Here is a 26,795-nt window from a genome sequence, read left to right as displayed (position 1 = left end):
GGGCTAGGCCGGGTTGCCCTGCTGGCCGGCGACCGCCTGGCCGAGCGCGTCTTCGGCGGCCACCCAGGAGAGCATGGCGCACTTCACCCGGGCGGCATACCGGGACACGCCTTCAAAGGCAGCCGCGTCGCCCAGGATTTCCGGGTCCGCCTGCACCTTGCCGCGCGAGCGCAGCACCTCCCGGAAGCTGTCGATCACGCTGTGCAGCTCCTCCGGGTCCAGGCCTTCAGCGAGCTCTGTCAGCACGGAGGCAGATGCCATCGAAATCGAGCAGCCGTCCCCGTCCCAGCGCAGCTCGCTGACCTTGCCGCCGGACACCGAGACCCGGAGGGTGATTTCGTCGCCGCAGACCGGGTTGAGCTGGTGCGACTGGCCGCTGCTGGCCCCCTCGGGCACGGCGGCGGCGGCGAGGCCGCTGCCGTGCCGGGCTTTGGAGTGCTCCAGGATGATTTGTTGGTACAACTGGTCAAGGCTCATGCAGTGCCGTCCTCAGGCTTGGAAGTATCCGCGGACACCGGCGACGGCGTCGAGGAACGCGTCGACGTCGTCCGTGGTGTTGTAAAGGTAGGTGCTCGCCCGGGTGCTCGCCGTGATCCCGAGGCGGCGGTGCAACGGCTGGGCGCAGTGGTGCCCCACCCGCACCGCGATGCCGCGGCTGTCGAGGAATTGCCCGACGTCGTGCGCGTGGACCCCGGCGACGTCGAACGCGGCCAGGCCGATCCGCTCCTGCCCGGCGGCCGGTCCCAGTACGCGGATCCCGGGGATGCCGGCGAGGCCCTGCACGAGGCGCTGTCCCAGTTCCGCCTCCCAGGCGTGGATCCGGTCAAGGCCGGTTTCGCTCAGGTAGTTGGCGGCAGCGGCGAGGGCCACCGCCTGCGAAATTTTCTGGGTTCCGGCCTCGAAACGCTGCGGGCTGGGCAGGAACCCGGCGCGCTCCATGGTGACGGTGGTGATCATGGAACCGCCGGTCAGGAAGGGCGGCATGGCGTTGAGCAGTTCCGAGCGCCCGAAGAGGCCGCCGATCCCGGTGGGGCCGAGCATTTTGTGCCCGGAGAAGACGGCGAAGTCCACGTCGAGCGCCTTGACGTCGAGGGCGAGGTGAGGGGCGGACTGGCAGGCGTCCAGCACCACGAGGGCACCGGCGGCCCGGGCGAGCGCCACCAGCGAGGCCACCGGGTTGATGGTTCCCAGGACGTTGGAGGCGTGGGTGAAGGCCAGCACGCGGGTGCGGGCGCCGATCAGGCGGGCTGCGGCGTCGAGGTCCAGGGCCCCGGCGTCGTCGACCGGGATGAACTTCAGGGTGGCGCCGGTCCGTTCCGCCAACTGCTGCCAGGGAATCAGGTTGGCGTGGTGCTCCATCTCGGTGACCACGATCTCGTCGCCGGCGGCGAGCGCGAAGCGGGCGGCCTCGGCCGGGGCGCCGGGCAGGGAGGCGTTCAAGAACGAGTAGCTGAGCAGGTTCAGGCCCTCGGTGGCGTTGGAGGTCCAGATCAGTTCATCCGCCTCCGCGCCGATGAAGGCCGCCACGGTTTCGCGCGCGTCCTCGAACGCTTCGGTGGCTTCCACCGCGAGGTAGTGCGCGCCGCGGTGCACCGCCGAGTTCCGCTGCTCGTAAAACTCCTGCTCGGCTTCCAGCACGCTGAGCGGGTTCTGCGAGGTGGCCCCGGAGTCCAGGTAGACCAGCGGGTGCCCGTTGACGGGCCGGTGCAGGATGGGGAAGTCGTTGCGGATCCTCATGACCTCTTCATTGCCCAGCGCCGTGGCGGAGCGGAGGAGGTGGGCTGGTGTGGCAACCATGGGCAGGAACTCCTGGGTCGGTCTTCGCTGCGGCGTAGAGCGGAGGTCCGCCGGGCGGGCTCCTATTACGTCACACGGATTAGACCTAATTGTCCCACGTTCCGACGGCACCGGGTGGCGGGCCCCTGCTCATGTCCCGGGCACCAGGACCCGGGACGCCGAAACGCCCCGCCGGCGGGCCGTCTGACCCGGGCGGGGCGTCGATTCAAGCGACTGCCTCTTGCTGCCTCTTCTGGCGCGCCGGTCCGGTGTTCACTCCGGGCTCCTGCAGTTCCACATCTCTCAGTGGTGCAGACCGTTTAAGGGAGCCGGCGGCGGCTGGGGGGAGAGCCTCGGTCTCAGAAGGCTCTGACGCCGCCGGCTCCGTCTTTGGGGTACGGCTGCCGGTGAGGGCACCGTACGGTTTCCAATGAAGGAAGTCGGGGTGGGAGGTGTCGACGCGGCCATGGTGTCCCCTGGCTGCTGCGGTTTGCCCGCAGTCGGTTCCTGCCCTTGGTTACTCTGTTTTCAGTTCCAGGGTTCTGTAACTGGGTTTTGATCCGGGGTTCACTTCTTGCTGATTCGTTCCCGGGACTGACTCAAGTCAATCGTGGGGGCCGGGTCTGCACACGAGTAGGGTTTACCCCACTTCTGCAGCACCAGCGGGGCTGCACTACTTGGGCATACTCGCGCGGCGTCCGAGTACTGCTCGGGATACGCAGGTCCATGCATCACGGTGTCTGGAGATTCTTCTGGATCTCCAGGAGTTCGCCGCGCCGGCTGATGCCGAGCTTTCCGAAAATCCGGTACAGGTGCCCCTCAACGGTCCGCTGTGAAACGGTGAGCTTGGCGGCGATTTCCGCGTTCGTGTCACCGCCCGCCACCAGCTTGACGATCTCGGACTCCCGGGGGGTGAGAGCGGCATGACGTTCGCCGTGGACAATGTTCAAATGGCCGGACATGCCCGCTGCAACCATCCGGTGGTGCACCTTGCGCTGCACGGCGGTAAGCTTCCACTTTTCCGGGTCGTTTTCCAGCAGCCGTTCGGCCTGCTGGGCGGCCTCGAGCGCTAATAGCAGGTGCCCGGCGCTCGCGGCCTGGTCGCTGAGTGCCATGAGTCCGCTCGAATCGGCGGCAGTGACGGCGAGCGCGTAGGCCCCCAGCAGAGGCCCCTCCGGCACGTCGACGGCGCTGGCGCTGGCCGCCAGCCCCGCGGCAGCCGCAGTGTCCCCGCCGCGTAGGGCGATCCGGCGGATGTCGGTTTCAATGGCCGTCAGCCCCTGGCGCTGCGCCTCGTCCGCGAGCCGGGCCAGCTCACGCCGCGCGTCGTCGGTGTCCCTGCCGGAGCCCTGTTCGGCGGCGGTGCAGTAGGCCTCTGCGAGGAGCCGAAGTGTCTCCGGGGCCCGGTAGTCGGCCCTGCGGAAGGCTTGTGCCTGCTCCGCCGCATCACCTGAATGCCCGACGGCGGAGGCGGCGTACGCCGTGACCGCGCGGGCGAAGGCGGCCAGTTGCCAAGGATCGGCGATCAGAAGTTCTTCGACGCCGAGCAGCAGCTCCGCCAAACTTTCCGGGACCCGCCCCTGCCGCAGCCTCGAGTAGCCGCGCATCACATGCAGCAGTCCACCGCTGTACAGCAGCCGCGATGGCAACTTCGAGGAATAGTCGTCCAGGACCGACGCGAGCTCTTCCCATTCTCCGGCCCGGATCAGGCTCAGGCAGTACCGGGCCAGCACGTCCTCGTAGACGAGCGGAAGTGCCAGTCCGTCCTCATGCAGCCCGCGCCATGCCTCCCGGCTGAGACCGAGTCCTGCCAGCACCCTTCCCTGGGCGTTCCAGATGGCGGCAAGTCGGGACACCGCCGGGATCCTGATGTCCGGCTCGCTTTCGGCGGCGGTAACGAGCTGCTGGAGCCTGCCCTCCAGCTCGGCCAGCCGGCCCTCCCAGCCCTCCAACAGGAGGGCGGAGGCGAGGCCAACGGTTACTTCCGCCCCTGCCTGCCGATCAGCGCCGCCGCGGGCCGGTTCGCCGGTGCCCGGAGCGCGCGGCACCTCGACGCCAGCGGCCAGGGGCGTGAGCCGGGCGGCCAGGAGTGCGGCAAGATATGACCCGCGGCCAAAGCGTATCGGCTGCGCAGCCTCCAGGTCGGCCGCCGCGTCTTCCCGACGCCCCAGGATGTAATGGGCGTAAGCCAGTTGGATTCTGGCCTCCGACAGGAACGGCCCCTCCCCCACGGCAGCCGCGGCGCGGAGTGCGGTCGCGGCGTCCAGGTGCACGTTGGCCTGGTTAGCTGCCTCCAGCAGCTCCGGGGCTGCCGGCTCCGCGCCGGAATCCAGCGACCAGCGAAGCTGGTTCAGGAAGGCCTCCGGGAGCACCGCACCTGCCCGGGGAAGGGCCAGCAGGCTCGCCCTGAGGCTCGCGCTGCGCCCCGCCGGGACCCGGCGTCGGATGATCTCGCCAATCAGCGGGCTGGCGGGCCGGACGATGCGGTCCAGGTCCCTGGAGACGGTGATGATCCCGGCCATTTCGAGGGCGTCGACGGCCTTAGGGCTGCTGAACCTGAGTATCTGCCCCAGCGACAGCGGCCCGGCCAGGGCAACCACGGCGGCGGTAGTTTTTTCCTCCGGTGCCATGGCGCGGACCTGGTGGTCCACCAGGTCTGCGGCCGGAACCTCGCCGAGCTCCGGCGGAGCCAGCAGGAACCAGGTTCCGCGGCGCTGTCCGATGGCGCCGGTGGTCCGGGCGTGCTCGATCAGGGACATCAGCATAAACGGATTGCCCGCGGTCATCTTCGCGAACAATTCGCTCACCCACGGGGATACATCGGACCGCAGCACCTGTTCGCAAAGCTGGTGCACCTCGGCCCGGCTCAGCGGTGCCAGGTCGAATTTCGAGATGAGGCCATCGCCCCACAGGGCAAGGAACTCCTCCGGGACCAGCGGACCGGGCCGGGAGGCGGCGAGCAGGCGCGCCGCGCCGGTAGCCACCGCCTGGGCAATCAGTTGGATGGTCCCCCGGTCCAGGTTTTGCGCGTCGTCGATCACGAACAAGGCAAGGGCAGGCTCCGACCTGAGGCTAGTGGTCACCGCTCCAAGTACGGCCGCATAGGAATCGAGGTCGTGGTCCGGAAGGCTCGCCAGGTACGGTGTGAGCGCCCCGAACCGGACCGACGCGAGCGCCGGAGTCGCCGCGAGCCGGATCACGGTTCCCGGCGGTCGAAGCTCCGCCAGCGCGGCTTTGACGACGACCGTTTTTCCCGACCCCGCGCCGCCGATGATCAGTGCGCCGGCCCTGCCTTCGTCACGCAGGCAGTGGACCACATCCTTGACGACGCCGGATCGGCCGATCAGTGCGGCGGCATCAATCAGGCTTTCCACGCAGGGCTCCTCCCGCCGGCGGCGGCCCCATCCGGCACACCGGGTCTGTCGCTTTCCCGGTCAGCCGATGCGGGCGCTCGCCGCGGGTGCCGAGATGACATCTTTGAGCTCCGACCGGCTCGCGACGTGGAGTTTTGAGTAGACCTGGTACAGGTGGCCTTCCACCGTGCGGACCGAGACGTGCATCTGTTCAGCGATCTTGCGGTTGGAGGTTCCGGCCGCGGCCCGGACAGCCACTTCGCATTCGCGCGCGGTCAGGGTGGAAGTGGTCAGCGAATGCAGGCCGTTTCCCGGGCTTCCGAACCTGTCGTCGAGGGACTGTTCGGTTCGCTGCGAGATGCGGAGCGCGATCCGGTTACCGGCTTCGTTGGCGCAGTAAACCGCCCGGCGGGCGACGTCGCGGGCAAAAACAGCGTTCCCGGCGGCGTCGGCGTCCTTGGCAACGGCCAGCAGCTGCTCGCTGGCGCCGTCCCTTACCCCGTCCGCCAGCCGCAGGCACAGCTGGGCGAACTGCCCGGTGACCTGGGCGGCGAGGCCGGCAAGCTTCTGGCACAGCTGGCGGTCCCCGAGCCGGGCCGCCGCGGACAGGAAGAGCAGCCCCATGGCCGGGGCGCCCGCGTCCGCCTCGCTGCCCGCTTCGGCGGCGAGGGTGCGGATGGCAGCAGCGCGCTGGCCGAGTTCGGCCAGCGCACAAAGCTCAAAGTAACGTGTCACCCGGTCCACCAGCCAGGAGCTATGGCGCTGCGGCTGCGCTACTTCGGCGAGCAGCAGGCTGGCTTTTTCCTCATCGCCGGCCAGCCCGGCGGCGTAGGCACACGCGGCCGTGGCCAGGCCCGCCAGGCCCTCGGGGTCGTGGCCCCGGAGCTGCCACATCCCTGCCTCCAGCAACGGAACAGCGCTGTCCAGGTGCCCGGCATGGAGGTCAATGACACCCTGCCCGATTTCGAACATCCCGCCAAGCCGGGCCGGCGGCTCGGCGGTGCCGGACGCGGCCGCAATGAAGGCGGACGCCTCCCGGAACTTCGCGGAAAGCAGCAGGAGGAGCAGGAAGCGGCCCCTGATGTCGCGCACGGTGCGGTCGGCCAGCGGGACGGCCGCGGCCGCGGCGATGATCTGCTTGCCCAGCGCCATGGCGCCGAGGACATTTCCGCCGACCGCCATGGTCTCGCAGAGCAGGCTCGCGGTGAGGATCCCGGTTTCGGTGTCCAGGTCGGGCTCAAGATCGGCCCTCAATGCGGAAACCTCGCCATAGCGGCCTTCGAAGGCCGCCAGTTTGATCTCGGCCAAGCGCACCTGTCCGAGGGCCTGTTCCACCGCGGCCGAGTCGTCCGCAGGCTGTGCGGCGAGGCGCTCCCGGACGAACTCCAGCCGGGTCCGGGCCTGGGCTGCGGTGGCCGGGCTGCGGTGGTCCATTTCAACCCGGAGCAGCTGCAGGGTGACCCACTCGGCCAGCGGATAATCCCCAACGGCGGTCCCGTCCAGGCCCTGGAGGATGCGCCGCGCGGACTCCTTGTTGTTGATGGCGAGATGGGCCCGCACCGTTTCGACGGCCGCTCCGGCGAGTGCCGCGCAGCCGTCGATTTCGTGGATGAACCTCAACGCCGAGGTGGGATCTGAGGCATCGTTCGCCAGATGCGCGGCAGCCAGCGCGGTTTCGGCACTGATCCGTTCCCCGCAGTCCAGTGCCCAGGCGATGTCCGTCGCCCGGCCCGGTTCCGTCTGCTCGGTATCCGGCAGCACGGCCGTGAGCCGGCGCCGGAGTTCCGCGCTGCGGCCCGGCGGGACCACGCTGGCCACGATGGCCGCGGTGACCGAGTTGACGACGCTGACCATCGGCGGGTGATCGTGGCTGACCTGGATGAGGGCGCGCTCCTGCAGGTTGTCCATGTCCTGCGGATTGAAAATCCTCATCAGCGTCTGCAGCGGAACGGCCCCGGCGAGCGCCAGGAGTTCAAAGACGTCGCGCTGGCCCGGGCTAAGCCGGTTCAGCCGCGCTTTGACGACGTCACGCACCTCGCCGGTCAGGGCAACGGGACGCCCGTCCAGGATCCACGCGCCGTCCTGCCGGACCACCGTGCCGAGCTTGATCTGTTCCCGCGCCAGCGAGTGCAGGAAGAGGGCGTTACCGCCGCTGGCACTCCAGAGCGCCCGGACAGCCGCATGCGAGAAGTGTCCGCGGTACTCCTGGTTGAGCGTGGCAGCTGTCTCGGCGAAGTCGAAGGGTTCCAGGTCCACCCGGCGGAGCAGGTCATCCTTCCAGAGCCCCATGATGTCGCCGCCGACATGGTGGAGGTCGACGCAGGCGGCGAGCAGCGTCACGTGCCCTCCCGCGCTGAGCTGGGCCACCATCATGCAGGACAGGTCATCAAGGTCGTTGACGTTGTCCACAAACAGGACGATGGCGCGTCCCTGGGCCTTGCTGTGGAGCAAGTGCGTCAGCCCGCGCAGCACCATGAGGGGGTGCTCCAAGTGGGAGGCGTCAAGGTCGTTAAGCAGGACGCTCAGCGCCCCGTAGGGGAGTTTCGAGGCAATGGAACTGCCCCGTACCTGCACCACCAGGTAGTCGTCGCCCAGCCGTTCCAAGGCACGTTGGGCGATGAAGGACTTTCCGGCCCCGTGCTCGCCCACGAGAATGACACCGCAGCCGGCCCCTGAGGTCAGCGTTTCGACAATGTCCGAAACGGTCTGCTGCCGGGTGAATGGTTCATCCCGCCGCCCCTGGGACGGCCGGTGTGCTGGTGAAATCGCGTCCGTTTTACCGCTGCCAGCAGGCACGCCGGCTTCTTGCTGAAACATGGGAGAGACCTTCGCAATCAATGTTTGACCAGTGATAGCTCCACGCTATGGACTAACCCCCGCGACGGCATCCGTAGGTAGTACTCGAATACGTGCGGGTATCGTTCCGGTCTCTACGTGGCTGTACTCGGAAACCATCGAGGGCCCCGGGGTGGCAAACCAAGTAGTCGCCAGGGATCTCCGAGTGCCGCCGGGGTGTTTCGCTGTGGCGCTACGGGAACTACCTACTCCGCGGCCACGTTTCGGAGCTCATCGCGTCCCTTGATGTTCAGCTTGGCGTAGCTGCGGTAAAGGTGGCCCTCTACCGTCCGGACCGAGACCTGCAGCTCGGCAGCGATCTGGCGGTCGCTCAGCCCGCGCAGGGCCAGCGCCACGATGTCACGTTCCCGGCGGGTCAGCAGTCCGAGGCTGTCATCCTGGGCCGCCGGTTCCTGGCCGGGGAGGCTCTCGGCACGGTCACGGCAGCGCTGCCGCTGCGACAGTGCCACGCGTTCCCGCAACGTGTCGCCGGCCGCGCGGAAGGCGCTGGCAGCGGAGTCGTAAGCCAGCGCCGCGAAGCCCCAGAGCTCGGCCGCCTCGCAGCCCTTGGCTGCGTCGTTCAGTTCGGCGGGCTGCCCCGTCTCCAGTGCGGCGGCGTAGCCGCAGACGGCCGCCGCCCGTCGGCCCTCCAGCACCGGACTGAGTTCGCGCAGCCTTCCGGCTGCGTCGTGGTCGCCGAGGGCCAGCCTGAAGCAGAGCGCGTCGAACTCCAGCCCGGCTGTGTTCCGGCCGACGTCGGGCCGTCCCAGCTGCTCGAGCTCTTTGGACGCACTGCCGTGGCCGTCCAGCCGGGCCTTGCCGTACACCACCGCCATCTCGGCGAGCGTGCGCAAGTATCGGGAAACCGCCGGCCGGGCCGATTCGTAGTCCGACAAGAACTCCGCGGCTTTCTCCCTGGCGCCGGCATCGGCGGCGGCGGCAAAAGCCATCGCCGCCGTCAGCGAAAACAGCTGCTGGGGGTCGGCGACCCGCAGCGCTTCAAGCGCCGCGCGCAGCGTCCTTTTGGCCTCGGCAGCCCTGCCCTGGTACAGCAGAATGATGCCGGTGGCCGCGTGGACCCCGCCGCCGAAGGAGATCAGGCTTGGGCCGAATGCCGCCACGAACCCGCCCAGCGTGGTTTCTGCCGTGCTCCAGTCACCGCCGTGGATCAGCGCGGTGACGGCACGGACGGCCAGGAAGTCCGAGACAAAGTACAGCTCGTCGTGTTCGGCTCCGGCCAAGTCAAGGGCTGCGGCGGCCGCTGCGGAGGCGCTGTCCGGTTTGCCCTGAACCAGCAGCTGCTCCGCTTCAAGGGCCAGCCGGAAGGCCTTTTCAAGGGTGTTGGCCGGCCGGTCATCCTCCTCGCTGGCAACGCCGTCGCCGTCAGCGGCCCCGCCGGCGCCGCCGGCGAGTGCCAGGACCATGCTGCGGATGGTCCGCACCCGGTCCCTCGTGGCGGCAAGGATTCCTTCGGCGTCACCGGGGTTCTCCCCGGCCAAACGCTCACCGGCGCGCAGCAGTTCGGCAGCCCGCTGCATGATCTCGTCCGGTGAGTGGCCCAGCGCGGACAGGACCGCAGCCCACAGCAGGGACCCGGTGAGCAGGCCGGAGACCGTCCGTCCCTGGGCGAAATCCGCCTCCAGGATGTCCCGCGCGGCCGCATGGTTCGAGGTGTTGTAGTACGTCCGCGCTATCACCGCACGCGCCGCGATCTGCAGCTCCGGATCCTTGACCTGGGAAGCGGCCTTGCGGGCCAGGTCGTCTTCGAAGAGCCGGCTGGCCAGCACCGCGGCCCGGAGCAGCTGCCGGTCCTCAACCTCGACTCCACATTCCATGGACCAGCTCACGTGGCGCAGGAGCCCCTCGGCCGAGGCCGGCTCCCGGTCCATCAGCCGCAGCAGGCTTTGCCGGAGCTGGAGGCTGCGGGCAGGGGAAATCAGGTTCCGGAGGGTGTCGCCGTACACGGAATGCCACAGCCGCAGATCGGGTTCGGGTGCGTCGGAGACCCGGATGAGTTCCTGTTCAATCAGCCCGGAAACGGTGGCTTCGTCCACCATGGCCTCAATCAGGCGTCTGGACACCGGTTCGGCCAGCGCCACGAGGTTTAGCGCCTTTCGTTCCTGTGCCGAGCGCCGGAGCAGTTGCCGGCGGACGACGTCGGTCAGCCGTTCGCCGTGGCTGTTCAGTTGCCGGGTGAGCAGCCACACCCCGTTGCGCTGCAGCAGCGTTCCGTCACTTTTCGCGTCGTCGACCAGGCAGTTGAGCAGCAGCGGGTTCCCGGCGGAGGCTTCCCAGAGGACCTCGGCGACGGTCGGCAGGACCTGGGGTCCCAGCTCGAGTGCCAGCAGTTCGGTCGTTTGTTCCTTGGTGAGCGGGCGCAGGTCGTGCCTTTCGGCAATCCCCTCGAACCAGAGTTGCAGGAGCGGCTCCGGCAGGCCGGGCCGGGCCGCCGCACTGACGAGCAGTTTGGCCCAGCCCGCGGCGGCGAGTTCCACGAGGACACCGGCCGTCGCGTCGTCCAGGTCCTGGGCGTCGTCGACGATCAGCAGGAGCGGCTTCTGGGTCGCCCGCCTCTCACCTTCGAGGTAGCTCCAGAAGATCCGCAGCACCGCCAGCTGGGAGGTCGCGTCCTCCACCGGCAGGTCCACGATGAACGGTGCCAGCACGCCGTACGGCACGTTGCTCAGGGCCGGGCTGCCGTGCAGGCGCACCGGCGTCACCTGGCCGTGGAGCTCCGCGGCGACAGCCTCCATCAGTGTCGACTTGCCGATCCCGTGGTCACCGAGCAGTAAGACGGCGACGTGGGTGCCTCCCTGGAGGGCCTCCACCGCCGAACTGACGTCCTCGGTGCGGCCGGTCAGGGCGCGGTGCTCCTCATCGGCGGGGGCCACCGCGCGGACCCTAGATGAGTCCAAGCAGATCACTCCGCGACGATACCCCGAGCTTGGTGAATACCTGGTACAAATGCCCCTCCACCGTTCGAACCGAAATACCCACTTCCAGGGCGATGTCCTTGTTGGTCACTCCGTTCCCTGCGAGGGCCGCAATTTGCCGTTCCCGCTCCGTCAGCAGCGGCCCCTTGCTCCTGGGCACGATCGGCAGTGCCGGCACCGATTCGGACAGGGATTCCAACATGGTGTGGGCCGCGGTCGCGCTTCCTGCCAGACCGGCGGACTTGGCAAAATCGAACGCGAGTGCCGCGCACCGGGCCTGCACGGCGTCGAGCTCCAAGGCGGCAGCGAGGCCGGCGGCTTCGAGCATCGTGGCGGCGTCCTTTTTCCGGCTCCCCACCGCCACCACCCGGGAGAGTTCCGCGAGGGGACCCTGACGGTGGGCGGCGATATCTTCCATGAACTGGAAGTCCTTCACGGTGCCGTTGACGGTGGCGCCCAGCATGCAGATGCCGGCCAGCGTGTAGCGGCCGTTCCGGAAGTGCCCCTCGGCGGCGCGGACAAGCCGGTCCTTCGCCTCCGGATCGCCCAGCCACCGGGAAGCCATGTCCATACAAAACTCGGCGGAGCTGCTGACCACAAAGCGGGCCGGACCGTCCGCGGACCGTGCGCGGTCCAGGTAGACGGTGGCCTGCACCGAGTTCCCCATCTGTGCGTAGGCGAAGGCCGTCGCGGCGTAGGCCTGCCGTAGCGCGTGCAGGCTGGTCCTGACTTCCAGCTGGGCGACCGCGGCCAGGAGCGGGTCCAGGGCCAGGTGTCCGCGGCCCGCGTAAACATAGGCAAGCCCGATGGCGAGGTCGGTGGCCGCGCTGCCCGAATGCAGGCCGTGCCCGGCCCGCCCGCTGGCGTCCTTGAGCATGTCGATGCTCTGCCGCCACTGGCCGGAAAGCAGCAGGACGTTGAAGGCCCGCCAGGCGAAGTTTTCGCGGATCCGAGGGACGTTGGACCACTCGCCCAGCTTGCCGCCGATCTCGCGCATCAGCTCGCGGGCCTCGAGTTCCTTGCCCGTCACGCACAGGGCTTCCATCAGGATGATGGAAGCCCGAAGCCGGTGGACCGGGTCGATGGCGTCGGCGTCGACGGCGGTGGCGGCCGCCCTGAGCCGGTCCATCATCGGCTCATAGTCGCCGATGAACGACAGGTAGTTGAACTCAGCCAGGTCCAGGCAGAGCCCTGCCCGGTCCAGTGCTTCCGTGCCGGGCTGCTCCCCGCCGCCCCCGCGGAATTCCTGCAGCCTCAGCCGGGCCTGCCGGATGAGTTCGGGGACCTTCCCGCGGCGGTCCTCCAGCCATGCCATGCAGTCGGCCTTGGCCGCGACCAGCTCGGCGAAGGCCTCCGGCCCGAGCCCATTGATCTGCGCCTCGGAGATATCGTCAAGGGAGGACATCGCCTGGAGCGGAAGACCCAGCTGCAGGTACGCGGCGGCCTTCTGCAGCTGTCCTTCCGCCCATTCGCTGTCGCCGGGGCTGATGCTGCCGGCGCATTTAAGCGCGAATTTCGGGTCGAACAGGCGGACGGCGGCCTGGGCCGCGGCCAGCGCGTGGGCCGGCGCCAGCTCGGCATGGCAGTCGTGCGTCCACGCCGCGTAGGCAAGCAGGTCCTCGACCGTGAGCTCCGCCAGCTGGTCTTCCTGGTGGCCGGGGACCTTGTCGCGCAGTTCCAGCCGGCGCTCCACGCTGAGCCAGTTCCGGACGATGTCCCCCAGGTACCGGTCCCCGAGCGTGACGAAGTGCCGGTCGGTGCGGTCGACGACAATCTGCCCCGCGTCTTCCATATCCGCGATCAGCCCTGGGCCGTACATCCTCGCGAGCCGGGACAGGGACATCGAGCGCGCGCAGGAGAGCACTTCGATGACTTCGCGCGCCTCGGGCGACTCCCTGGCGTACCGCGCCCTGACAATGTCCTCCAGGGCGGTCCGGCCATCCAGGACGACCTCGTCGACCAGGGTCCACACGGAGCCGGACAGCACCAGGTTGCCCCGTTCGATCTGCTCGGAGACCACGGCTTGGAGGAGGGTGGGGCTGCCGCCGACAAGTTCGTGCAGCTGCGTTGCCAAGGCCGTGGAGACCCGGTGCCCGAGTGCGGCCTGCAGCACTTGCTGGGTTTCGATCCCGGTCATGTTCGCGAGCCGCACCTCGGCCAGCTGCCCGGAGGTGATGAGCCAGTAGAAGTCCGGCGGCAGGTCGGTGGTGCGCTGCGCGGTGGCGACCAGCCTGGCGGTGCCGGTCTGCAGCAGGTTCAGCAGGACCCCGGTGCTTTGTTCGTCGAGGGAACCCGCGTTGTCCAGCAGGATGATGCATTTTCGTCCCGCGGCGTCGTTGCGGATCAGCGAGGTGATGCCGTGCAGGATTGCGGTCGGTGATCCGAGGGCGCTTTGCGGCAGCCGGGCCAGCGTAAACGCCAGGCATCCGTACGGCGTGGCGGAGCCGGAGCCGGTGCTTCGCAGCTGCAGCGTGTAGACGTCGGGACCGAAGCCCGCGAGGGCACTGCGGCCGACGAGGGATTTTCCTACGCCCCGGTCCCCCGTGATGACCACGCCCATGCTGTCAGGAGCGGTGAGGGCATTCCGGACACGGTCAGCGTCGGCACCACGTGCCAGTCCCGACCACGCGTGTCTACTCACCGCCCCCGCGGCCTCTTGGACTTCTGCAGGTGCCAATGCAATGGAAACATTCCCCCAGCCCAGTGAATCCCTCGACATACAGTTTCCTCTTACCGCTCTGCGGACGGCAAACCCCAGCCCGTCCGCCTAGAAGTAGCGTAACCCTATCCCCCGACAACAGAGTAGACAGATCATAACGGCATGGCCGGACGCTTGGAAAGGAATCCGGTCGGTGAGACGGGGCGGGCGGCGTCCGGGTCCCCGTCGTCGGGGCGCGGTGGCGGGAGTTACTGGGCCTTCGCGGGGTGGAACCGTTGCTGAGCGGACTGGAGTCCGTCGCGCACCAGCGCCTCGACGGCGTCGGCCGCCGCGTCGATCAGGAACGGGAGTTCTTTCTTCTCCGGCGTGGCGAAATCCCGCAACACGAAATCAGCCGTGTCCATCCGGCCGGGCGGCCGCCCGACGCCCACCCGCACCCGCAGGTAGTCCTTCGTGGCCAGCGCCTTGGAGATGTCGCGGAGTCCGTTGTGGCCGCCCTCGCCGCCGCCGATCTTGAGTTTGAGCGTGTTGAAAGGAATGTCGATCTCGTCGTGGACGGCAATGACGTGGTCCGGCTGGATGTCGAAGAACTTCGCGAGCGCGGACACCGGGCCGCCGGAGACGTTCATGTAGCTCATCGGCTTGGCCAGCACCACCCGGGGGCCGCCGATGCCCAGCCGGCCTTCGAGGACCTGCGCCCGCGCCTTGTGCGACTTAAAGCCGCCGCCGACCCGGTGCGCCAGTTCGTCGAGCACCATCTGGCCGACGTTGTGCCGGTTGTGGGCGTACTCGGAACCCGGATTGCCGAGGCCTACGATCAGCCAGGTGTCAGTCATGGATCCATCCTTCTTAGGGGCGTCGGGCGCGGGGGTGCGGGAGCGGAAACGACGGTGGCCGGGCCCCGTAGGGACCCGGCCACCTGAGAATACGCCGGAATTACTCGGCAGCAGCCTCGGAAGACTCTCCGGCTGCAGTGCCACCGGCAGCCGGGGCCTCGGCGCCGGCTTCTTCTTCGACGGCGTTTTCGACGGCTTCGGAGATGTTGACGACCAGGGCTTCGGGGTCAGTCAGCAGCACGGTGCCCTTCGGCAGTACCAGGTCGGACGCGTGGATGTGCTCGCCGGCGGTGCGGCCCTCAACGCTGATCTCCACGGCGGTCGGCACGTGGGTGGCCTCGGCCTCGAGCGAAATGGTCGTCATCTCGAGGTTCTGGACATTGCCGGGGGCAACTTCGCCGGAGACGTGGACGCTGACGTCCACGGTGACCTTCTCACCCTGGCGGACGGTCAGCAGGTCGAGGTGCTCGATGATCTGCTTGATCGGGTTGCGCTGGATGTCCTTGACCAGGGCCAGGTGCTCTTCGCCGTTGATGTCCAGGGACAGCAGGGCGTTGGCGGTGCGGACGGCCAGGGTGGTGGCCTTTGCCGGGAGGGTGATGTGGATCGGCTCGGCGCCGTGGCCGTAGATGACGGCCGGGATCTGGTTGGCCATACGGGCGCGGCGGGCAAAGCCCTTGCCGAATTCGGTACGTACTTCTGCTGCGAGCTTCTGCTCAGCCATGGGTGTCTCCTCTGGGACTAGCGGTGTTCAGCAAGGGCGGAGGTCTGTCAGCGACCTTCAACGCCGGGCGGCCGGGCCGCCCTTCCGAAGGGAGATTCAGACCCAGTCGATAACGGAGACCAGCAGTCCGGCAAGCCGTGCACGTTGTCCGTGCCTGCGGGCTACCGGCGCTCTCCCTCGCCAAGGTATCGGATCGAGTTTAGCAGTGCCGGGCCCCGTTTAGCGAAAACGGGACCCGGCACCGGGTGGCCGGGCACCCCGTGGGGCGCCCGGCTGGGATCTTTGCTGCTGTCTTCTCCTGCTGCGGAATCTACGCGTTGCCGTCGAAGAGGCTCGTGACGGAGCCGTCGTCGAATACTTCACGGATGGCCCGGGCGATCAGCGGTGCGATGGACAGCACAGTGAGTTGCGGGAAGTGCTTGCTCGCGGCGATCGGCAGGGTGTTGGTGACCACCACTTCGCGGGCCCCGGATTCGGCGAGGCGCTGCGAGGCCGGGTCCGAGAACACGGCGTGGGTGGCCGCGATGATGACGTCCTTGGCGCCGGCGTTCTTGAGCACCTGGACGGCACCGGAGATGGTTCCACCGGTGTCGATCATGTCGTCGATCAGCACGCAGGTGCGGCCCTCGATCTGGCCCACGACGGTCTTGGAGACCGCCTGGTTGGGCACCGTGAGGTCGCGGCTCTTGTGTACGAAGGCCAGCGGCGCACCGCCGAGGCGTTCGGCCCACTGCTCCGCCACGCGGACGCGGCCGGTGTCCGGGGACACGACCGTGATCTTGTCAGCGCCGACGCGGGTGCGGATATAGTCCGCGAGGAGCGGGATCGCCATCAGGTGGTCCACGGGGCCGTCGAAGAAGCCCTGGATCTGCGAGGTGTGCAGGTCCACGCTCATGATGCGGTCGGCGCCGGCGGTCTTGTACAGGTCCGCGACCAGGCGCGCCGAGATCGGCTCGCGGCCGCGGCCCTTTTTGTCCTGGCGGGCGTAGGGGTAGAACGGCGAGACCACGGTGATGCGCTTGGCGGAAGCCCGCTTGAGCGAATCGATCATGATCAGCTGCTCCATCAGCCAGTTGTTCAGCGGGGCGGGGTGCGCCTGGATGACGAAGGCGTCGGTACCGCGGACACTTTCGCCGGCCCGGACGTAGATCTCGCCGTTGGCGAAGTCGTAGGCGTCCAGGGGCAGCAGTTCGGTGCCCAGCTCCTTGGCGATCTCGCGCGCCAGCTCCGGGTGCGCGCGCCCTGCGGCCAGCACCAGCTTCTTCTCGCCGTGTGCCGTAATTTCGCTCATTTTTGCTAGCCCTCTTCTGTCGATGCCGGAGTACTGGAGGATGATGGGGTGGCGCCGGCGGCTTCGGCCAGCGCGGCGGAGATGGAGCCCGGGCGGTGCGACACGACCCAGCCCTCGGTGTTCCGCTGCTTGGCCAGGGACAGGGCCAGGGCGCCCGCCGGCACGTCGCTGCGGATCACGGCGCCCGCTCCGCTGTACGCGCCGTCGCCGACCTGGACCGGGGCCACGAACACGGTGTTGGAACCGGTCCGGACGCCGGAGCCGATGACCGTGCGGTGCTTCTTCTCGCCGTCGTAGTTGGCGGTGATGTTGCCGCAGCCGATATTGGTGTCCTCGCCGATCTCCGCGTCGCCGGCGTAACCGAGGTGGGAGAGCTTCGAGCCGCGGCCGATCGTGACGTTCTTGGTTTCGTAGAACGCGCCGATTTTGCCAGTTTCGCCCAGGACGGTGCCGGGGCGCAGGTACGTGAAGGGGCCAACGCTGGAGTCGGCGCCGATAACGGCACCGGAACCGTGGGTGCGGACCACCTTGGCGCCCTCACCGATCCGGACGTCGGTCAGCGTTGTGTCGGGGCCGACGACGGCGTCGCGCGCCACGGTCGTGGCGCCATGCAGCTGGGTGTTCGGCAGCAGGCGGACATCCTCGTCGAGGGTCACCGTGGCGTCGATCCAGGTGGTGGCCGGGTCGACGACGGTAACGCCGGCGCGCATCCAGGCCTCGACAATGCGCCGGTTGTGTTCGGCGCCGAGGGCGGAGAGCTGCACGCGGTCGTTCGCGCCTTCGACCTGCCAGCGGTCTTCGGTCACGACCGCGGCGACCCGGCCGCCGGCGGCGAGCGCCAGCGAGAGGACGTCGGTGAGGTACTTCTCGCCTTGGGCGTTGTCGGTGGTGACGTGCGCCAGGGAGTCGCGCAGCGCCGCGGCGTCGAAGGCGTAGATACCGGAGTTGATCTCCCGGATTTCCCGCTCGGAGTCGCTGGCGTCCTTGTGTTCGCGGATGCCGGTCACGGTTCCGTCGTCGCCCCGCAGGATGCGGCCGTAGCCGGTGGCGTCGTCCAGGACGGCGGTGAGCACGGTGACGGCGTTGCCGTCCGCCTCGTGCACGGCGACGAGTTGGGAAAGGAGTTCGCCGGTGAGGAGGGGAACGTCGCCGTAGGTGACGACGACGGTTCCGCTCAGCCGACGTTCGGGGTGGAGCGCGTCGAGGGCCTCGAGGGCGGCTTCGACGGCGCGGCCGGTGCCGGGGACGTCGTCCTGGTCGACGATCAGGGCCTGCGGATCGATTTCGGCGATGTGCGAGGCCACCCGGTCGCGTTCGTGGCGGACCACAAGGGCCAGCTCCCGCGGCCGGAGGGCGCGGGCGGCGTTGAGGGCGTGGCCAACAAGGGAGCGTCCGCCGATTTCGTGGAGGATCTTGGGGGTACGGGACTTCATCCGGGTACCGGCACCTGCAGCTAGGACAATGACGGCGGCGGGGCCGGTGTTCTCGGGGCTCACGTACGGGCTCTCCTTGCTCAGCGGCCTGACTCAGTGCCACTGCTCGGTCGATCTCAGTTGACCCGTGGACGGCAGCCAGGTGGTCCACCTCGTTGCCGGCGCCGCGCGTCCGTGCCGGACCGCATTCCGATCGCGGCACCGTCTTCATCCTACTGGACGGCTGCCGGACCGTGTCCGCCGGGACCGGTCCTGCCGGCCGCGCGCGGCAGTTCCGCCCATAGGACTCGAACCTATACTCCACGGCTCCAAAGGCCGGGGTGCTGCCATTACACCAGAGCGGACCGTGCCAACCGGCAAGCCGGTGGCACAAGAGACAATTCTGCCACGAAGGATGATGCTCATGCGACTCAGCGCCCGGGCGGGTGGAGAGCACCGTGAGGCATGATGGTGCTGTGAGCAACAGCGCAGGCATGTCCGGAGGGGCGGACCACCGCACCGGCAGGCCGGTGCGGGCGCCGGGCTACATCCCCAGGCCGCGGATGACCGGGCCGCAGCGCCGCATCCAGCTGATCGGCATTGGGCGGGCACTCTTTGCCCTCCGAGGCCTGGACGGGACCACCCTCGAAGAGATCGCCGCTGCAGCCGGCGTCTCCAAGCCGGTAATCTACGAGCACTTCGGCTCCAAGGAGGGCCTTTACACCCAGGTGGTGGACTACGAGTTCCGGATCCTGCTCAGTTCCATCAGTGACGCGCTGTCCGGGGAGGCCAAGCCGCGCGTCCAGGTCGAACGGGCCGCCCTGGCCTTGCTGGGTTACATCGAGGACCGGACCGACGGTTTCCGGATCCTGATGCGCGATGCCCCGCCGTCGCAACCCGAGGGTGCGTTCTCGACCCTGCTCTCGCAAGTGGCACATCGGGTGGAGTACATTCTGGCCGACGAGTTCGCGCGCCGCGGCTTCGGTTCCGCCGACGGCGCCATGTACGCCCAGATGCTCGTCGGAATGGTCGCGATGACCGGCCAGTGGTGGCAGGAGAGCCGCACCCCGGACAAGCACGAAGTTGCCGCGCACCTGGTCAACCTCGCCTGGAACGGCCTCACCGGGCTGCAAAAGGACCCGGAACTCCGCAGCGAAGACTAACCTGCGCGGCCAGTGGTCACCTACGCGGCGCAGTGGCCCCTTCGCCGTCGCTGAGACACGGCACAACGTGCCCCTGCGGTCGCTGGGCGACCTAAGGGGTGCTTACTCGCCGAGGACCTCAAGGGCCTCGAGCCATTCGAGTTCGAGGGCCTCGCGTTCGGCGGCGAGCCCCTGGAGTTTAGCGTTCAGGGCGGCGAGCTCGTCGAACTTGGAGGCGTCCCCGGCTCCGGCCGTCATCTGGGCGTGGATCTTGTCCTCCTGCTGCTGCAACTTGCCCAGCTGGCGGTCGATCCGGTTCTTCGCCTTGCGGGCGTCGCGCTTCTCGGCCTCGGACGGGCCTGCTGCCGCCGGGGCCGACGCTCCGCCCGCCGCGGTGACCGGGTTGCCGCCGCCGGTGATGGTGGATCCGGCCAGCGCTGCCTCCCGCAGCTCCAGGTACTGGTCCACGCCGCGCGGCAGCGCCCGGATCTTGCCGTCGCCCAGCAGGGCCATCTGGTGGTCCGTGACGCGTTCGAGCAGGTAGCGGTCGTGGCTGACGACGACAAGGGTGCCCGGCCAGCCGTCCAGCACGTCTTCGACGGCGGCCAGGGTGTCGGTGTCGAGGTCGTTGGTGGGCTCGTCGAGCATCAGCACATTGGGCTCCCCCACCAGCAGGCGCAGGAGCTGCAGGCGGCGCCGCTCGCCGCCGGAAAGGTCCTTGACCGGGGTCCACTGCTTCTCGTTGGTGAAACCGAGCTGCTCCACGAGCTGCCCGGCGGTGAATTCCTTGCCGCCGACGTTGAACGAGCGCTTTTCCCGCTCGATCACCTCGATGACCCGCAGGTCGGAGACGTCATCGAGTTCCTTGACCTCCTGGGTGAGGACCGCGGTAACGACCGTCTTGCCCCGCTTCACCTTTCCGGAGCTGGGCTGGATCTCGCCGTTGAGCAGTTTCAGCAGCGTGGTCTTGCCGGCGCCGTTGACGCCCACCAGACCCAGCCGCTCACCGGGGGCGAGCCGCAGGGTGATGTTGTCGAACAGCTTCTGGCCCGGCTCCCCGCCACGGAAGTCGAGGGAGACGTTTTCCAGGTCCAGCACGTCCTTGCCGAGCCGGGCAGTGGCCATCTTGCTCAGCGCCGTCGAGTCGCGCGGCTCCGGAACGTCGGCGATCAGGGCATTCGCCGCCTCGATCCGGAACTTCGGCTTCGCCGTCCGGGCCGGGGCGCCGCGGCGCAGCCAGGCGAGCTCCTTCTTGACGAGCTGCTGGCGCTTGCTTTCCATCACCGACGCCGAACGGTCACGCTCGGCGCGGGCCAGCACATAGGCGGCGTAGCCGCCGTCGAACGGGTCCATGATCCCGTCGTGGATCTCCCAGGTCTTGGTACAGACTTCATCGAGGAACCAGCGGTCGTGGGTGACGACCAGGAAGGCACCCTGGTTCGGCCGCCAGCGGGTCTTCAGGTGCCGGGACAGCCAGGCGACGCCCTCGACGTCGAGGTGGTTGGTCGGTTCGTCGAGCATGATGACGTCGTGGTCCTCGATCAGCAGCTTGGCCAGCGCCACCCGGCGCTTCTGCCCGCCGGAGAGGGCATGGACATTGGCGTGCCAGTCGACGTCGGACACCAGGCCGCCCATGACTTCGCGGATCTGCGGGTTGCGGGCCCATTCATAATCGGCCTGGTCCCCGACGATCGCCGCACCGACCGTGAGGTCGCCGTCGAGCACGTCGCTCTGGTCAAGGTAGCCGATGTTGACCTCGCTGCGCTTGGTCACACGGCCGGAGTCCGGGGTGGCGCGCATCGCCAGCAGCCGCATCAACGTCGACTTGCCGTCGCCGTTGCGGCCCACCATGCCGATCCGGTCGCCTTCTTCAAGGCCGAGGGTGATGCCGTTGAGGACGGTACGGGTTGCGTACGAGACCGTGAGGTTCTCGCCGCCGAGCAGGTGTGCCACTGGGAACTGCTTTCCTAGAGAAAAATACTGTTGAGCAAGGACAGGTGGGCCCAGGCCCGGAGCGCCGGGCGGATCACGACCACAATCCTATTAAAGGAGCGTATCGGAGATGATGCGTGCGCCGTGCACCGGGCCGTGGACGGCCAGGGCGTCGAGGCCATGGTGGCGCAGGTCTTCAGCGAGCCCCTCGGCCGCGGCCGGGCTGTGCGCCAGCAGCGCCACGGTGGGGCCGGAGCCGGAGACGATTCCCGCGATCGCGCCGCAGGATTCACCCAGGCCCAAAACGTCGCGCAGCCCGGGTGCCAGCTCGATCGAGGCGCGCTGCAGGTCGTTGACCAGGACCCGGCTGAGCGCGTCGGCGTCGCCGCTGCGGAGGGCGGCGAGGACGCGGGGATCGACGGCGGTGGGCTCCTCGACCTCCACCCCTTCGTCCGCGCGCAGCCGGTCAAGGGTTTTGTAGACCCCTGGGGTGGAAAGGCCGAAGTCCGCGGTGACGAGCACCCAGTCCGTCTGCGCTTTGACCAGCGCCGGGGAAAGCTCGTCGCCCAGGCCCAGTCCGACGGCGGTCCCTCCCAGCAGGGAGAACGGCACATCGGCCCCCAGCTCGGCGGCGAGGTGGGCCAGTTCGTCCCGTGAGAGCCCGCTGTTCCACAGGGCGTCGCAGGCCAGCAGGGTGGCCGCGGCGTCGGCCGAGCCGCCGCCCATGCCCCCGGCAACCGGAACCCGCTTGGTGATTTCGAGGTGGACGCCGGTGGAGTGCTCCGAGACATCGGCCATGATGGCCGCGGCCTTGTACGCCAGGTTGCGCTCGTCGAGCGGGATGTCCACGCCGTCCAGGTCCAGGGTGCTGGCCGGGCTGATGCTGACCGTGATCTCGCCGGTGTCCGTGCTGGTGGCGGCAACCTCTTCATAGAGGGACACGGCCAGGTACACGCTCGCCACCGAGTGGTAGCCGTCCGCGCGCAGCGGTCCGACATCCAGTGAGACGTTTACTTTGCCCGGCGCCTTAACCCGGACAGTCCTCGCGGAAAAGCGCCCTCTCACTGCGTTCATGGCTCCACGCTATGGCATGGCGGGCTGTGGCTCCAAGCAGGCAACGTGGGAACGCCGGTCAGGAACCGGGCTGTGCGTGCGCTTCGGCGATGCGGGCGAAGGCTGCGACATCAAGCACTTCGCCCCGCGCGGTGGGGTCGACCCCGGCGGCCCGGAGGCAGCGTTCGGCCTCGGCGGCGCTGCCGGCCCAGCCGGCCAGCGCGGCCCGGAGGGTCTTGCGCCGCTGCGCGAAGGCCGCGTCGATCACGGCGAAGACCTCTTCCCGGGTGGCCGAGGTGGCCGGCGGTTCCCGGCGGGCGAAGGCGACGAGCCCGGAGTGGATCTTGGGCGCCGGCCAGAAGACGTTCATTCCGATCACACCGGCTTTGCGCATGCCGCTATACCAGGCCGCCTTGACCGAGGGCACACCGTAGGTCTTGGAACCCGGGCCGGCCGCGAGCCGGTCGGCAACCTCGTCCTGGACCATGACCAGTCCGTGCCGCAGGCTCGGGAAGTGCTGCAGCAGGTGCAGGACCACGGGGACGGCCACGTTGTAGGGGAGGTTGGCGACCAGCGCCGTCGGCTGGACCGGCAGCTCGGTCACCTTCATCGCATCGGCAAGGACCAGGTGGAAGTCCGCGACGGCGTCGGGCCGCCACCGGGCGACGGTGGCGGGGAGCTTGGCGGCGAGGACCGGGTCGATCTCGACAGCGACGACCGATTTGGCGGCGTCCAGAAGGCCCAGGGTCAGCGAGCCGAGGCCCGGGCCGACCTCCAGGACGGTCTCGTCCGCGCCGATGTCCGCGGCGGCGACGATCCGCCGAATGGTGTTGCCGTCGATGACGAAGTTCTGGCCCAGCGTCTTGGTGGGGCGGACCCCGATTTCCTCGGCCAGCCTGCGGATGTCGGAGGCTCCCAGGAGCTGCGCGGGGGCTCCGGAGGGGAGGTTCCGGGCAGGCCCGGCGGGGGCGGAGGGGGTCGGTTCAGTCACCTAGGTATCCTATCCCGCGGCGGCAACGGCGAAGGCCGGCCCCGGATTCGGGACCGGCCTTCCGGTGCACTCCGCGGCGGTGGTCAGCCGGTGCGGGAACCGCGGGTGCGTGGCCCGGCCTCGCGGGCCGGGGCGCGGTGTCAGCTGGAAGCTGCCCAGCCGCAGCCCCAGGGCTGCAGGCCGCGCTGGGCGTACACGCGGTTGGCGACAGCGATCTGCTGGGCCTTGCTGGCCTGGCTGGCGTTGGGTGCGTAAGCGCCGCCGCCGGAACCGAGCCAGGTCTGGACGTCGAACTGGAGTCCGCCGTAGTACCCGTTGCCGGAGTTGATGGACCAGTTGCCGCCGGACTCGCACTGCGCGATCTTGTCCCACATGCCCTGGTTCATCATCGCCGGGGCAGCGGCGCCGGTGTTGCCGCCGCCGGTGCTGGCGGCTGCCTCCACCTTGGGCTTTTCCTTGGTGCCGATGCTGACCTTTTCGGTCACCGGTTCGCGGGTGACTTTCTGGGCCACGAGGGTCTTCGAGGCGACACGGCCGTCCACGAGGACCAGCTTGAAGCTCTTGCTGATGCTGCCGGCCACACCGGCCTGGACGACTTTCTGCTCGCCCTTGGGCAGGGCGGCGTCCTCGGCGGTCAGCGTCTCGAACGGGACGGCTTCGGTCGTGGCCGCGGTCTTGGTCACGTCGACGCGGGAGACCTTGACCACCATGTTGTTCACAACCGGGGCGTTGCCGGGCTGCGAGGTGCGGTCGCTGGCGCCGAGCTTGACGCCGGCGTCGGCGAGGACGCCGCCGACGGTGGCCGCCGTCGTCGTGGTCTTGCTGGCCTTGCCATCCGCCACGAGCGTTACGGCCTTCGGTGTCGTGATGCTGACGAAGGAACCGGAGACGGCCAGCCGGGCGTCCTTGGGAACCGAAATCTCCGAGGCGGGCGCGACGCCGAGTTCCGTCACGAGCCCTTCGACGGTCGGGGAGGTGGTGTTGATGGTCCGCTCCGCGCCGTCCAGGCTGACCTTGACGGCCTTGGCGAGGTTCACTTTGATGACGGATCCGTCCTGCACATGCGACTCGGCCGAGGGCGACACCTTGTCCGCCGCCTGCAGCTCCACCTTGGCGCCGCGGACCACCTGGCCGACGGTGCCGCCGAAAGTCTGGACGGAGCTCACTTTTCCGTCCACGTTGAGGGTGACCGTCTTGTTGTTGCCAACGAAGGCGACCAGGCCCAGCACGAGTGCCACCAGCACCACCAGCTGCGCCCCGACCTTGACGAAGCTGAACTTGCCATCCGATGTGAAGAACTTGACCACGATTGCCCATATCTTTCGGACCATCCGGGCACGGGGAAAAGCGCGCACGTCTCCCCGGCGCAAACACCCCGAGGGCAGCTCCGGACCAGGTCCGATTGTTTGCGGAAAACGCGGGCACTGCCACACTTCCAAATGAGAGCGCACACGTGGATTCGTTGCCACGGTGCGCGCCCTGAGGTAGTGAAATTCTCCGAAGGCCTTCCCCGACCCCGGCTAATAGTTGACCACTGTAACCGTAGCGTTATAAACCAACCAAGAATTTGTGCATACTCAGTATGTTGCCAGTGTGACAGCAGATGGGGGTTTTAGTCCCAGGATCCGTACGCCCGCACGGTATTTTCGGCCAGCCCGGCGCAGAGCTCGGAGAGCTCCCGGCCTGTCAATTCGGCCATGGCCCGGACCGTGTACGGGACCATGTAACTGGCGTTCGGCCTCCCCCGGTGCGGGTGCGGAGTGAGGAACGGGGCGTCGGTCTCGACCAGGATCCGCTCGGGGTCGGCGATGGCCAGTGCGGCGCGCAGGTTCGCCGCGTTTTTGAAGGTCACCGTGCCCGCGAAAGACATGTACCAGCCCGCGCTGTTGCAGGTCCGGGCGAGCTCCTCGCCGCCGGAGAAGCAGTGGAACACCACACGCTCCGGAGCGCCCTCCTCGCGGAGCACCTGCACCACGTCGTCGTGGGCGTCGCGGTCATGGATTTGCAGCGTCAGGCCAAGCCGTTTGGCGATATCGATGTGGCGGCGGAAAGAGTATCGCTGGTGGGCCAGCCCTTCCCCTTCGGTGCGGAAAAAATCCAGGCCCGTCTCGCCGATGGCACGGATCCGCGGGTGCGCGGCCAGCGCCTCGATCTCCGCCAGCGCTTCCTCCAGCCCGCCGCGGGCGGCGTAGGCCGGGGCGTCGTTGGGATGCAGCGCTACGGCGCCCAGCAGCCGGGCATCCTGCTCCACCGCCTGCACGGTGAAACGGGACGATTCCAGGTCACACCCCACCTGCACCGCACCCCGGACCCCGACAGCCTCCGCGGCGTCGAGGGCGTCCTTGATGCTGACCGCCGTCCCGGCGTCCGGAAAGTCCAGGTGCGTGTGGTTGTCCATCACCGGCACGGGCAGCGGCTCCGGGGCCGGCGGATACGGCTTCCGGCCCGACGGGACGGTTCCGGACGAAGCGCCGCCGGTTCCGTTGCTGCCGGTCTCGCGGTAGGGGGCGGGGGTCAGCGGGTTGCACATCCTTCCAGCGTAGCCGCGGGCCGGACACAGAATTACCTTGGAACTCTCTGTCTGCTTTGTCAGTTGTGTTAGTACGCTGATACCAAGACAGGCGCGTACCAGGGGCGGGACCGGCTTTCCTGCCGCTCCGGCCGTGACGCACCAGGGCTGAAAGGCTGCCGATGGACTACCACCGACGCACTTCCGTGGACGAAGCATTGCCCGAGCCGCAGGGCTTTCCTGCGCGGGCAGGTGAGCCACGGGCCGCCGCGGTGGGGTCCGGCGCCCGGAAGCACGGGGCCGCACTGCCCGCGCCGATGGAGGCTGCGGCGTTCCACGCTGCCAGCGAGCGGATCCTGCGCGCCATCAACACCGTGATCGACGGCAAGGCCGAAGCCGCCAAGCTGGCCCTGACCGTGCTGCTCGCCCAGGGGCACCTGCTCCTGGAGGACGTGCCGGGGGTCGGCAAGACCCTGCTGGCAAAAACCCTGGCGCGCACCATCGACTGCTCGGTCAGCCGGATCCAGTTCACCCCGGACCTGCTGCCCTCGGATGTCACGGGCGTGTCCATCTACAACCAGGCGTCCCGGATGTTCGAGTTCCGCCCTGGCGCGGTGTTCGCCAACATCGTGATCGGCGACGAGATCAACCGCGCCTCGGCCAAGACCCAGTCGGCCCTGCTGGAATGCATGGAAGAACACCAGGTCACGGTGGACGGGAACTCCTACCAGCTGGACGAACCCTTCATGGTGGTGGCGACCCAGAATCCGATCGAGATGGAGGGCACCTATCCGCTCCCTGAAGCGCAGCGCGACCGCTTTATGGCCCGTATCTCGATGGGCTACCCGGACCGGGACGCCGAGATGGAGATGCTCGAGACCCACCAGGCCACGTCCCCGCTGACCCGGGTCACGGCAGTGGTCACCGCGGACGAGGTGGCCTCCATGATTGCCACCGTGCAGCAGGTTTACGTTTCCCGCTCGATCAAGGAGTACACGGTCGCGCTGGGCCGTGCCACCAGGGAGAGCACCATGCTCCGGCTGGGCGCGAGTCCCCGGTCCATGCTCCAGCTGCTCCGCGCGGCGAAGGCCACCGCCGCCCTGGAGGGCCGGGACTTCGTGCTGCCGGACGACGTCGTGAGTGTCGCCGAATCGGTGCTGGCCCACCGGATCATCCTGGACCGCAAGGCAGCCAGCACCGGGGAGACCCCGCAGAGCGTGATCCGCTCGATCCTGGCGAAGGTGCCGGTGGGCCAGGACGCGGCGCGGCCCCGGGCCGGCCGCGACGATGGCCGCGACGACGGCCGCATCCCTGCCCAGCCTTCGACCCAACCCACCGGACACTAGGGG

Annotated in this window: 17 protein-coding genes and 1 tRNA gene; 2 read left to right on the top strand and 16 right to left on the bottom strand. The window is 68.6% G+C overall.

Annotated elements, in window-relative coordinates:
• Positions 1 to 3: 3 nt before the first annotated feature.
• The 11 genes from sufU to ACUYM2_RS05385 form a co-directional block, all read right to left on the bottom strand.
• Positions 4 to 477: a Fe-S cluster assembly sulfur transfer protein SufU gene (gene sufU / locus ACUYM2_RS05435; protein WP_481599146.1), complete on the bottom strand. Its 474-nt coding sequence runs from the start codon at positions 475 to 477 to the stop codon at positions 4 to 6.
• A 12-nt stretch (positions 478 to 489) separates the two neighbouring features.
• Positions 490 to 1,803, bottom strand: coding sequence for a SufS family cysteine desulfurase (locus ACUYM2_RS05430; RefSeq protein ID WP_481601413.1), 1,314 nt, complete (start codon positions 1,801 to 1,803; stop codon positions 490 to 492).
• Between the two features lie 704 nt (positions 1,804 to 2,507).
• Positions 2,508 to 5,150 carry a helix-turn-helix transcriptional regulator gene (locus tag ACUYM2_RS05425; protein ID WP_481599145.1) on the bottom strand — a complete coding sequence of 881 codons (2,643 nt, stop codon included), beginning with the start codon at positions 5,148 to 5,150 and terminating at the stop codon, positions 2,508 to 2,510.
• Positions 5,151 to 5,210: 60 nt separating this feature from the next.
• Positions 5,211 to 7,946 (bottom strand): helix-turn-helix transcriptional regulator, encoded by a 2,736-nt coding sequence (locus tag ACUYM2_RS05420; protein ID WP_481599144.1) that lies wholly within the window; start codon positions 7,944 to 7,946, stop codon positions 5,211 to 5,213.
• A 224-nt stretch (positions 7,947 to 8,170) separates the two neighbouring features.
• Positions 8,171 to 10,855 (bottom strand): helix-turn-helix transcriptional regulator, encoded by a 2,685-nt coding sequence (locus ACUYM2_RS05415; RefSeq protein WP_481599143.1) that lies wholly within the window; start codon positions 10,853 to 10,855, stop codon positions 8,171 to 8,173.
• Between the two features lie 10 nt (positions 10,856 to 10,865).
• A complete protein-coding gene (locus tag ACUYM2_RS05410) occupies positions 10,866 to 13,538 on the bottom strand; it encodes a helix-turn-helix transcriptional regulator (RefSeq protein WP_481599142.1) in 2,673 nt (890 codons plus the stop codon).
• A gap of 266 nt (positions 13,539 to 13,804) precedes the next feature.
• Entirely contained in the window at positions 13,805 to 14,392 is a 588-nt protein-coding gene (pth, locus tag ACUYM2_RS05405) for an aminoacyl-tRNA hydrolase (RefSeq protein WP_481599141.1), read from the bottom strand.
• A 100-nt stretch (positions 14,393 to 14,492) separates the two neighbouring features.
• Positions 14,493 to 15,116 carry a 50S ribosomal protein L25/general stress protein Ctc gene (locus ACUYM2_RS05400; protein WP_481599140.1) on the bottom strand — a complete coding sequence of 208 codons (624 nt, stop codon included), beginning with the start codon at positions 15,114 to 15,116 and terminating at the stop codon, positions 14,493 to 14,495.
• A gap of 310 nt (positions 15,117 to 15,426) precedes the next feature.
• Positions 15,427 to 16,407 (bottom strand): ribose-phosphate diphosphokinase, encoded by a 981-nt coding sequence (locus tag ACUYM2_RS05395; RefSeq protein ID WP_481599139.1) that lies wholly within the window; start codon positions 16,405 to 16,407, stop codon positions 15,427 to 15,429.
• A 5-nt stretch (positions 16,408 to 16,412) separates the two neighbouring features.
• Positions 16,413 to 17,903 (bottom strand): bifunctional UDP-N-acetylglucosamine diphosphorylase/glucosamine-1-phosphate N-acetyltransferase GlmU, encoded by a 1,491-nt coding sequence (glmU, locus tag ACUYM2_RS05390; protein ID WP_481599138.1) that lies wholly within the window; start codon positions 17,901 to 17,903, stop codon positions 16,413 to 16,415.
• A gap of 209 nt (positions 17,904 to 18,112) precedes the next feature.
• Positions 18,113 to 18,184: transfer RNA gene (locus ACUYM2_RS05385), tRNA-Gln, on the bottom strand.
• Positions 18,185 to 18,382: 198 nt separating this feature from the next.
• Here ACUYM2_RS05385 and ACUYM2_RS05380 point away from each other — a divergent pair.
• Entirely contained in the window at positions 18,383 to 18,982 is a 600-nt protein-coding gene (locus tag ACUYM2_RS05380) for a TetR/AcrR family transcriptional regulator (protein ID WP_481601412.1), read from the top strand.
• Between the two features lie 102 nt (positions 18,983 to 19,084).
• Here the strand turns inward: ACUYM2_RS05380 and ACUYM2_RS05375 are convergent, their stop codons facing one another.
• The 5 genes from ACUYM2_RS05375 to ACUYM2_RS05355 all read right to left on the bottom strand — a co-directional run bounded on the left by ACUYM2_RS05375 (position 19,085) and on the right by ACUYM2_RS05355 (position 25,467).
• Positions 19,085 to 20,914 (bottom strand): ABC-F family ATP-binding cassette domain-containing protein, encoded by a 1,830-nt coding sequence (locus ACUYM2_RS05375; RefSeq protein ID WP_481599137.1) that lies wholly within the window; start codon positions 20,912 to 20,914, stop codon positions 19,085 to 19,087.
• A gap of 90 nt (positions 20,915 to 21,004) precedes the next feature.
• The gene (locus tag ACUYM2_RS05370; RefSeq protein ID WP_481599136.1) at positions 21,005 to 21,967 is read right to left on the bottom strand and encodes a 4-(cytidine 5'-diphospho)-2-C-methyl-D-erythritol kinase; all 963 of its coding nucleotides are present in this window, start codon (positions 21,965 to 21,967) and stop codon (positions 21,005 to 21,007) included.
• Positions 21,968 to 22,025: 58 nt separating this feature from the next.
• Positions 22,026 to 22,937, bottom strand: coding sequence for a 16S rRNA (adenine(1518)-N(6)/adenine(1519)-N(6))-dimethyltransferase RsmA (gene rsmA, locus ACUYM2_RS05365; protein ID WP_481599135.1), 912 nt, complete (start codon positions 22,935 to 22,937; stop codon positions 22,026 to 22,028).
• Positions 22,938 to 23,077: 140 nt separating this feature from the next.
• On the bottom strand, positions 23,078 to 24,268 hold the full coding sequence (locus ACUYM2_RS05360; protein WP_481599134.1) for a ubiquitin-like domain-containing protein: 1,191 nt from the start codon (positions 24,266 to 24,268) through the stop codon (positions 23,078 to 23,080).
• 281 nt (positions 24,269 to 24,549) lie between these two features.
• Positions 24,550 to 25,467 (bottom strand): TatD family hydrolase, encoded by a 918-nt coding sequence (locus ACUYM2_RS05355; protein WP_481599133.1) that lies wholly within the window; start codon positions 25,465 to 25,467, stop codon positions 24,550 to 24,552.
• A 161-nt stretch (positions 25,468 to 25,628) separates the two neighbouring features.
• Here ACUYM2_RS05355 and ACUYM2_RS05350 point away from each other — a divergent pair, with 161 nt between their 5' ends.
• Entirely contained in the window at positions 25,629 to 26,792 is a 1,164-nt protein-coding gene (locus ACUYM2_RS05350) for an AAA family ATPase (RefSeq protein WP_481599132.1), read from the top strand.
• Positions 26,793 to 26,795 lie beyond the last annotated feature (3 nt).

The organism is Arthrobacter sp. SD1074B (assembly GCF_056780195.1).
The sequence above is the reverse complement of the archived record's forward strand: the minus strand, read 5'-3'. Positions and strand labels throughout refer to the sequence as shown.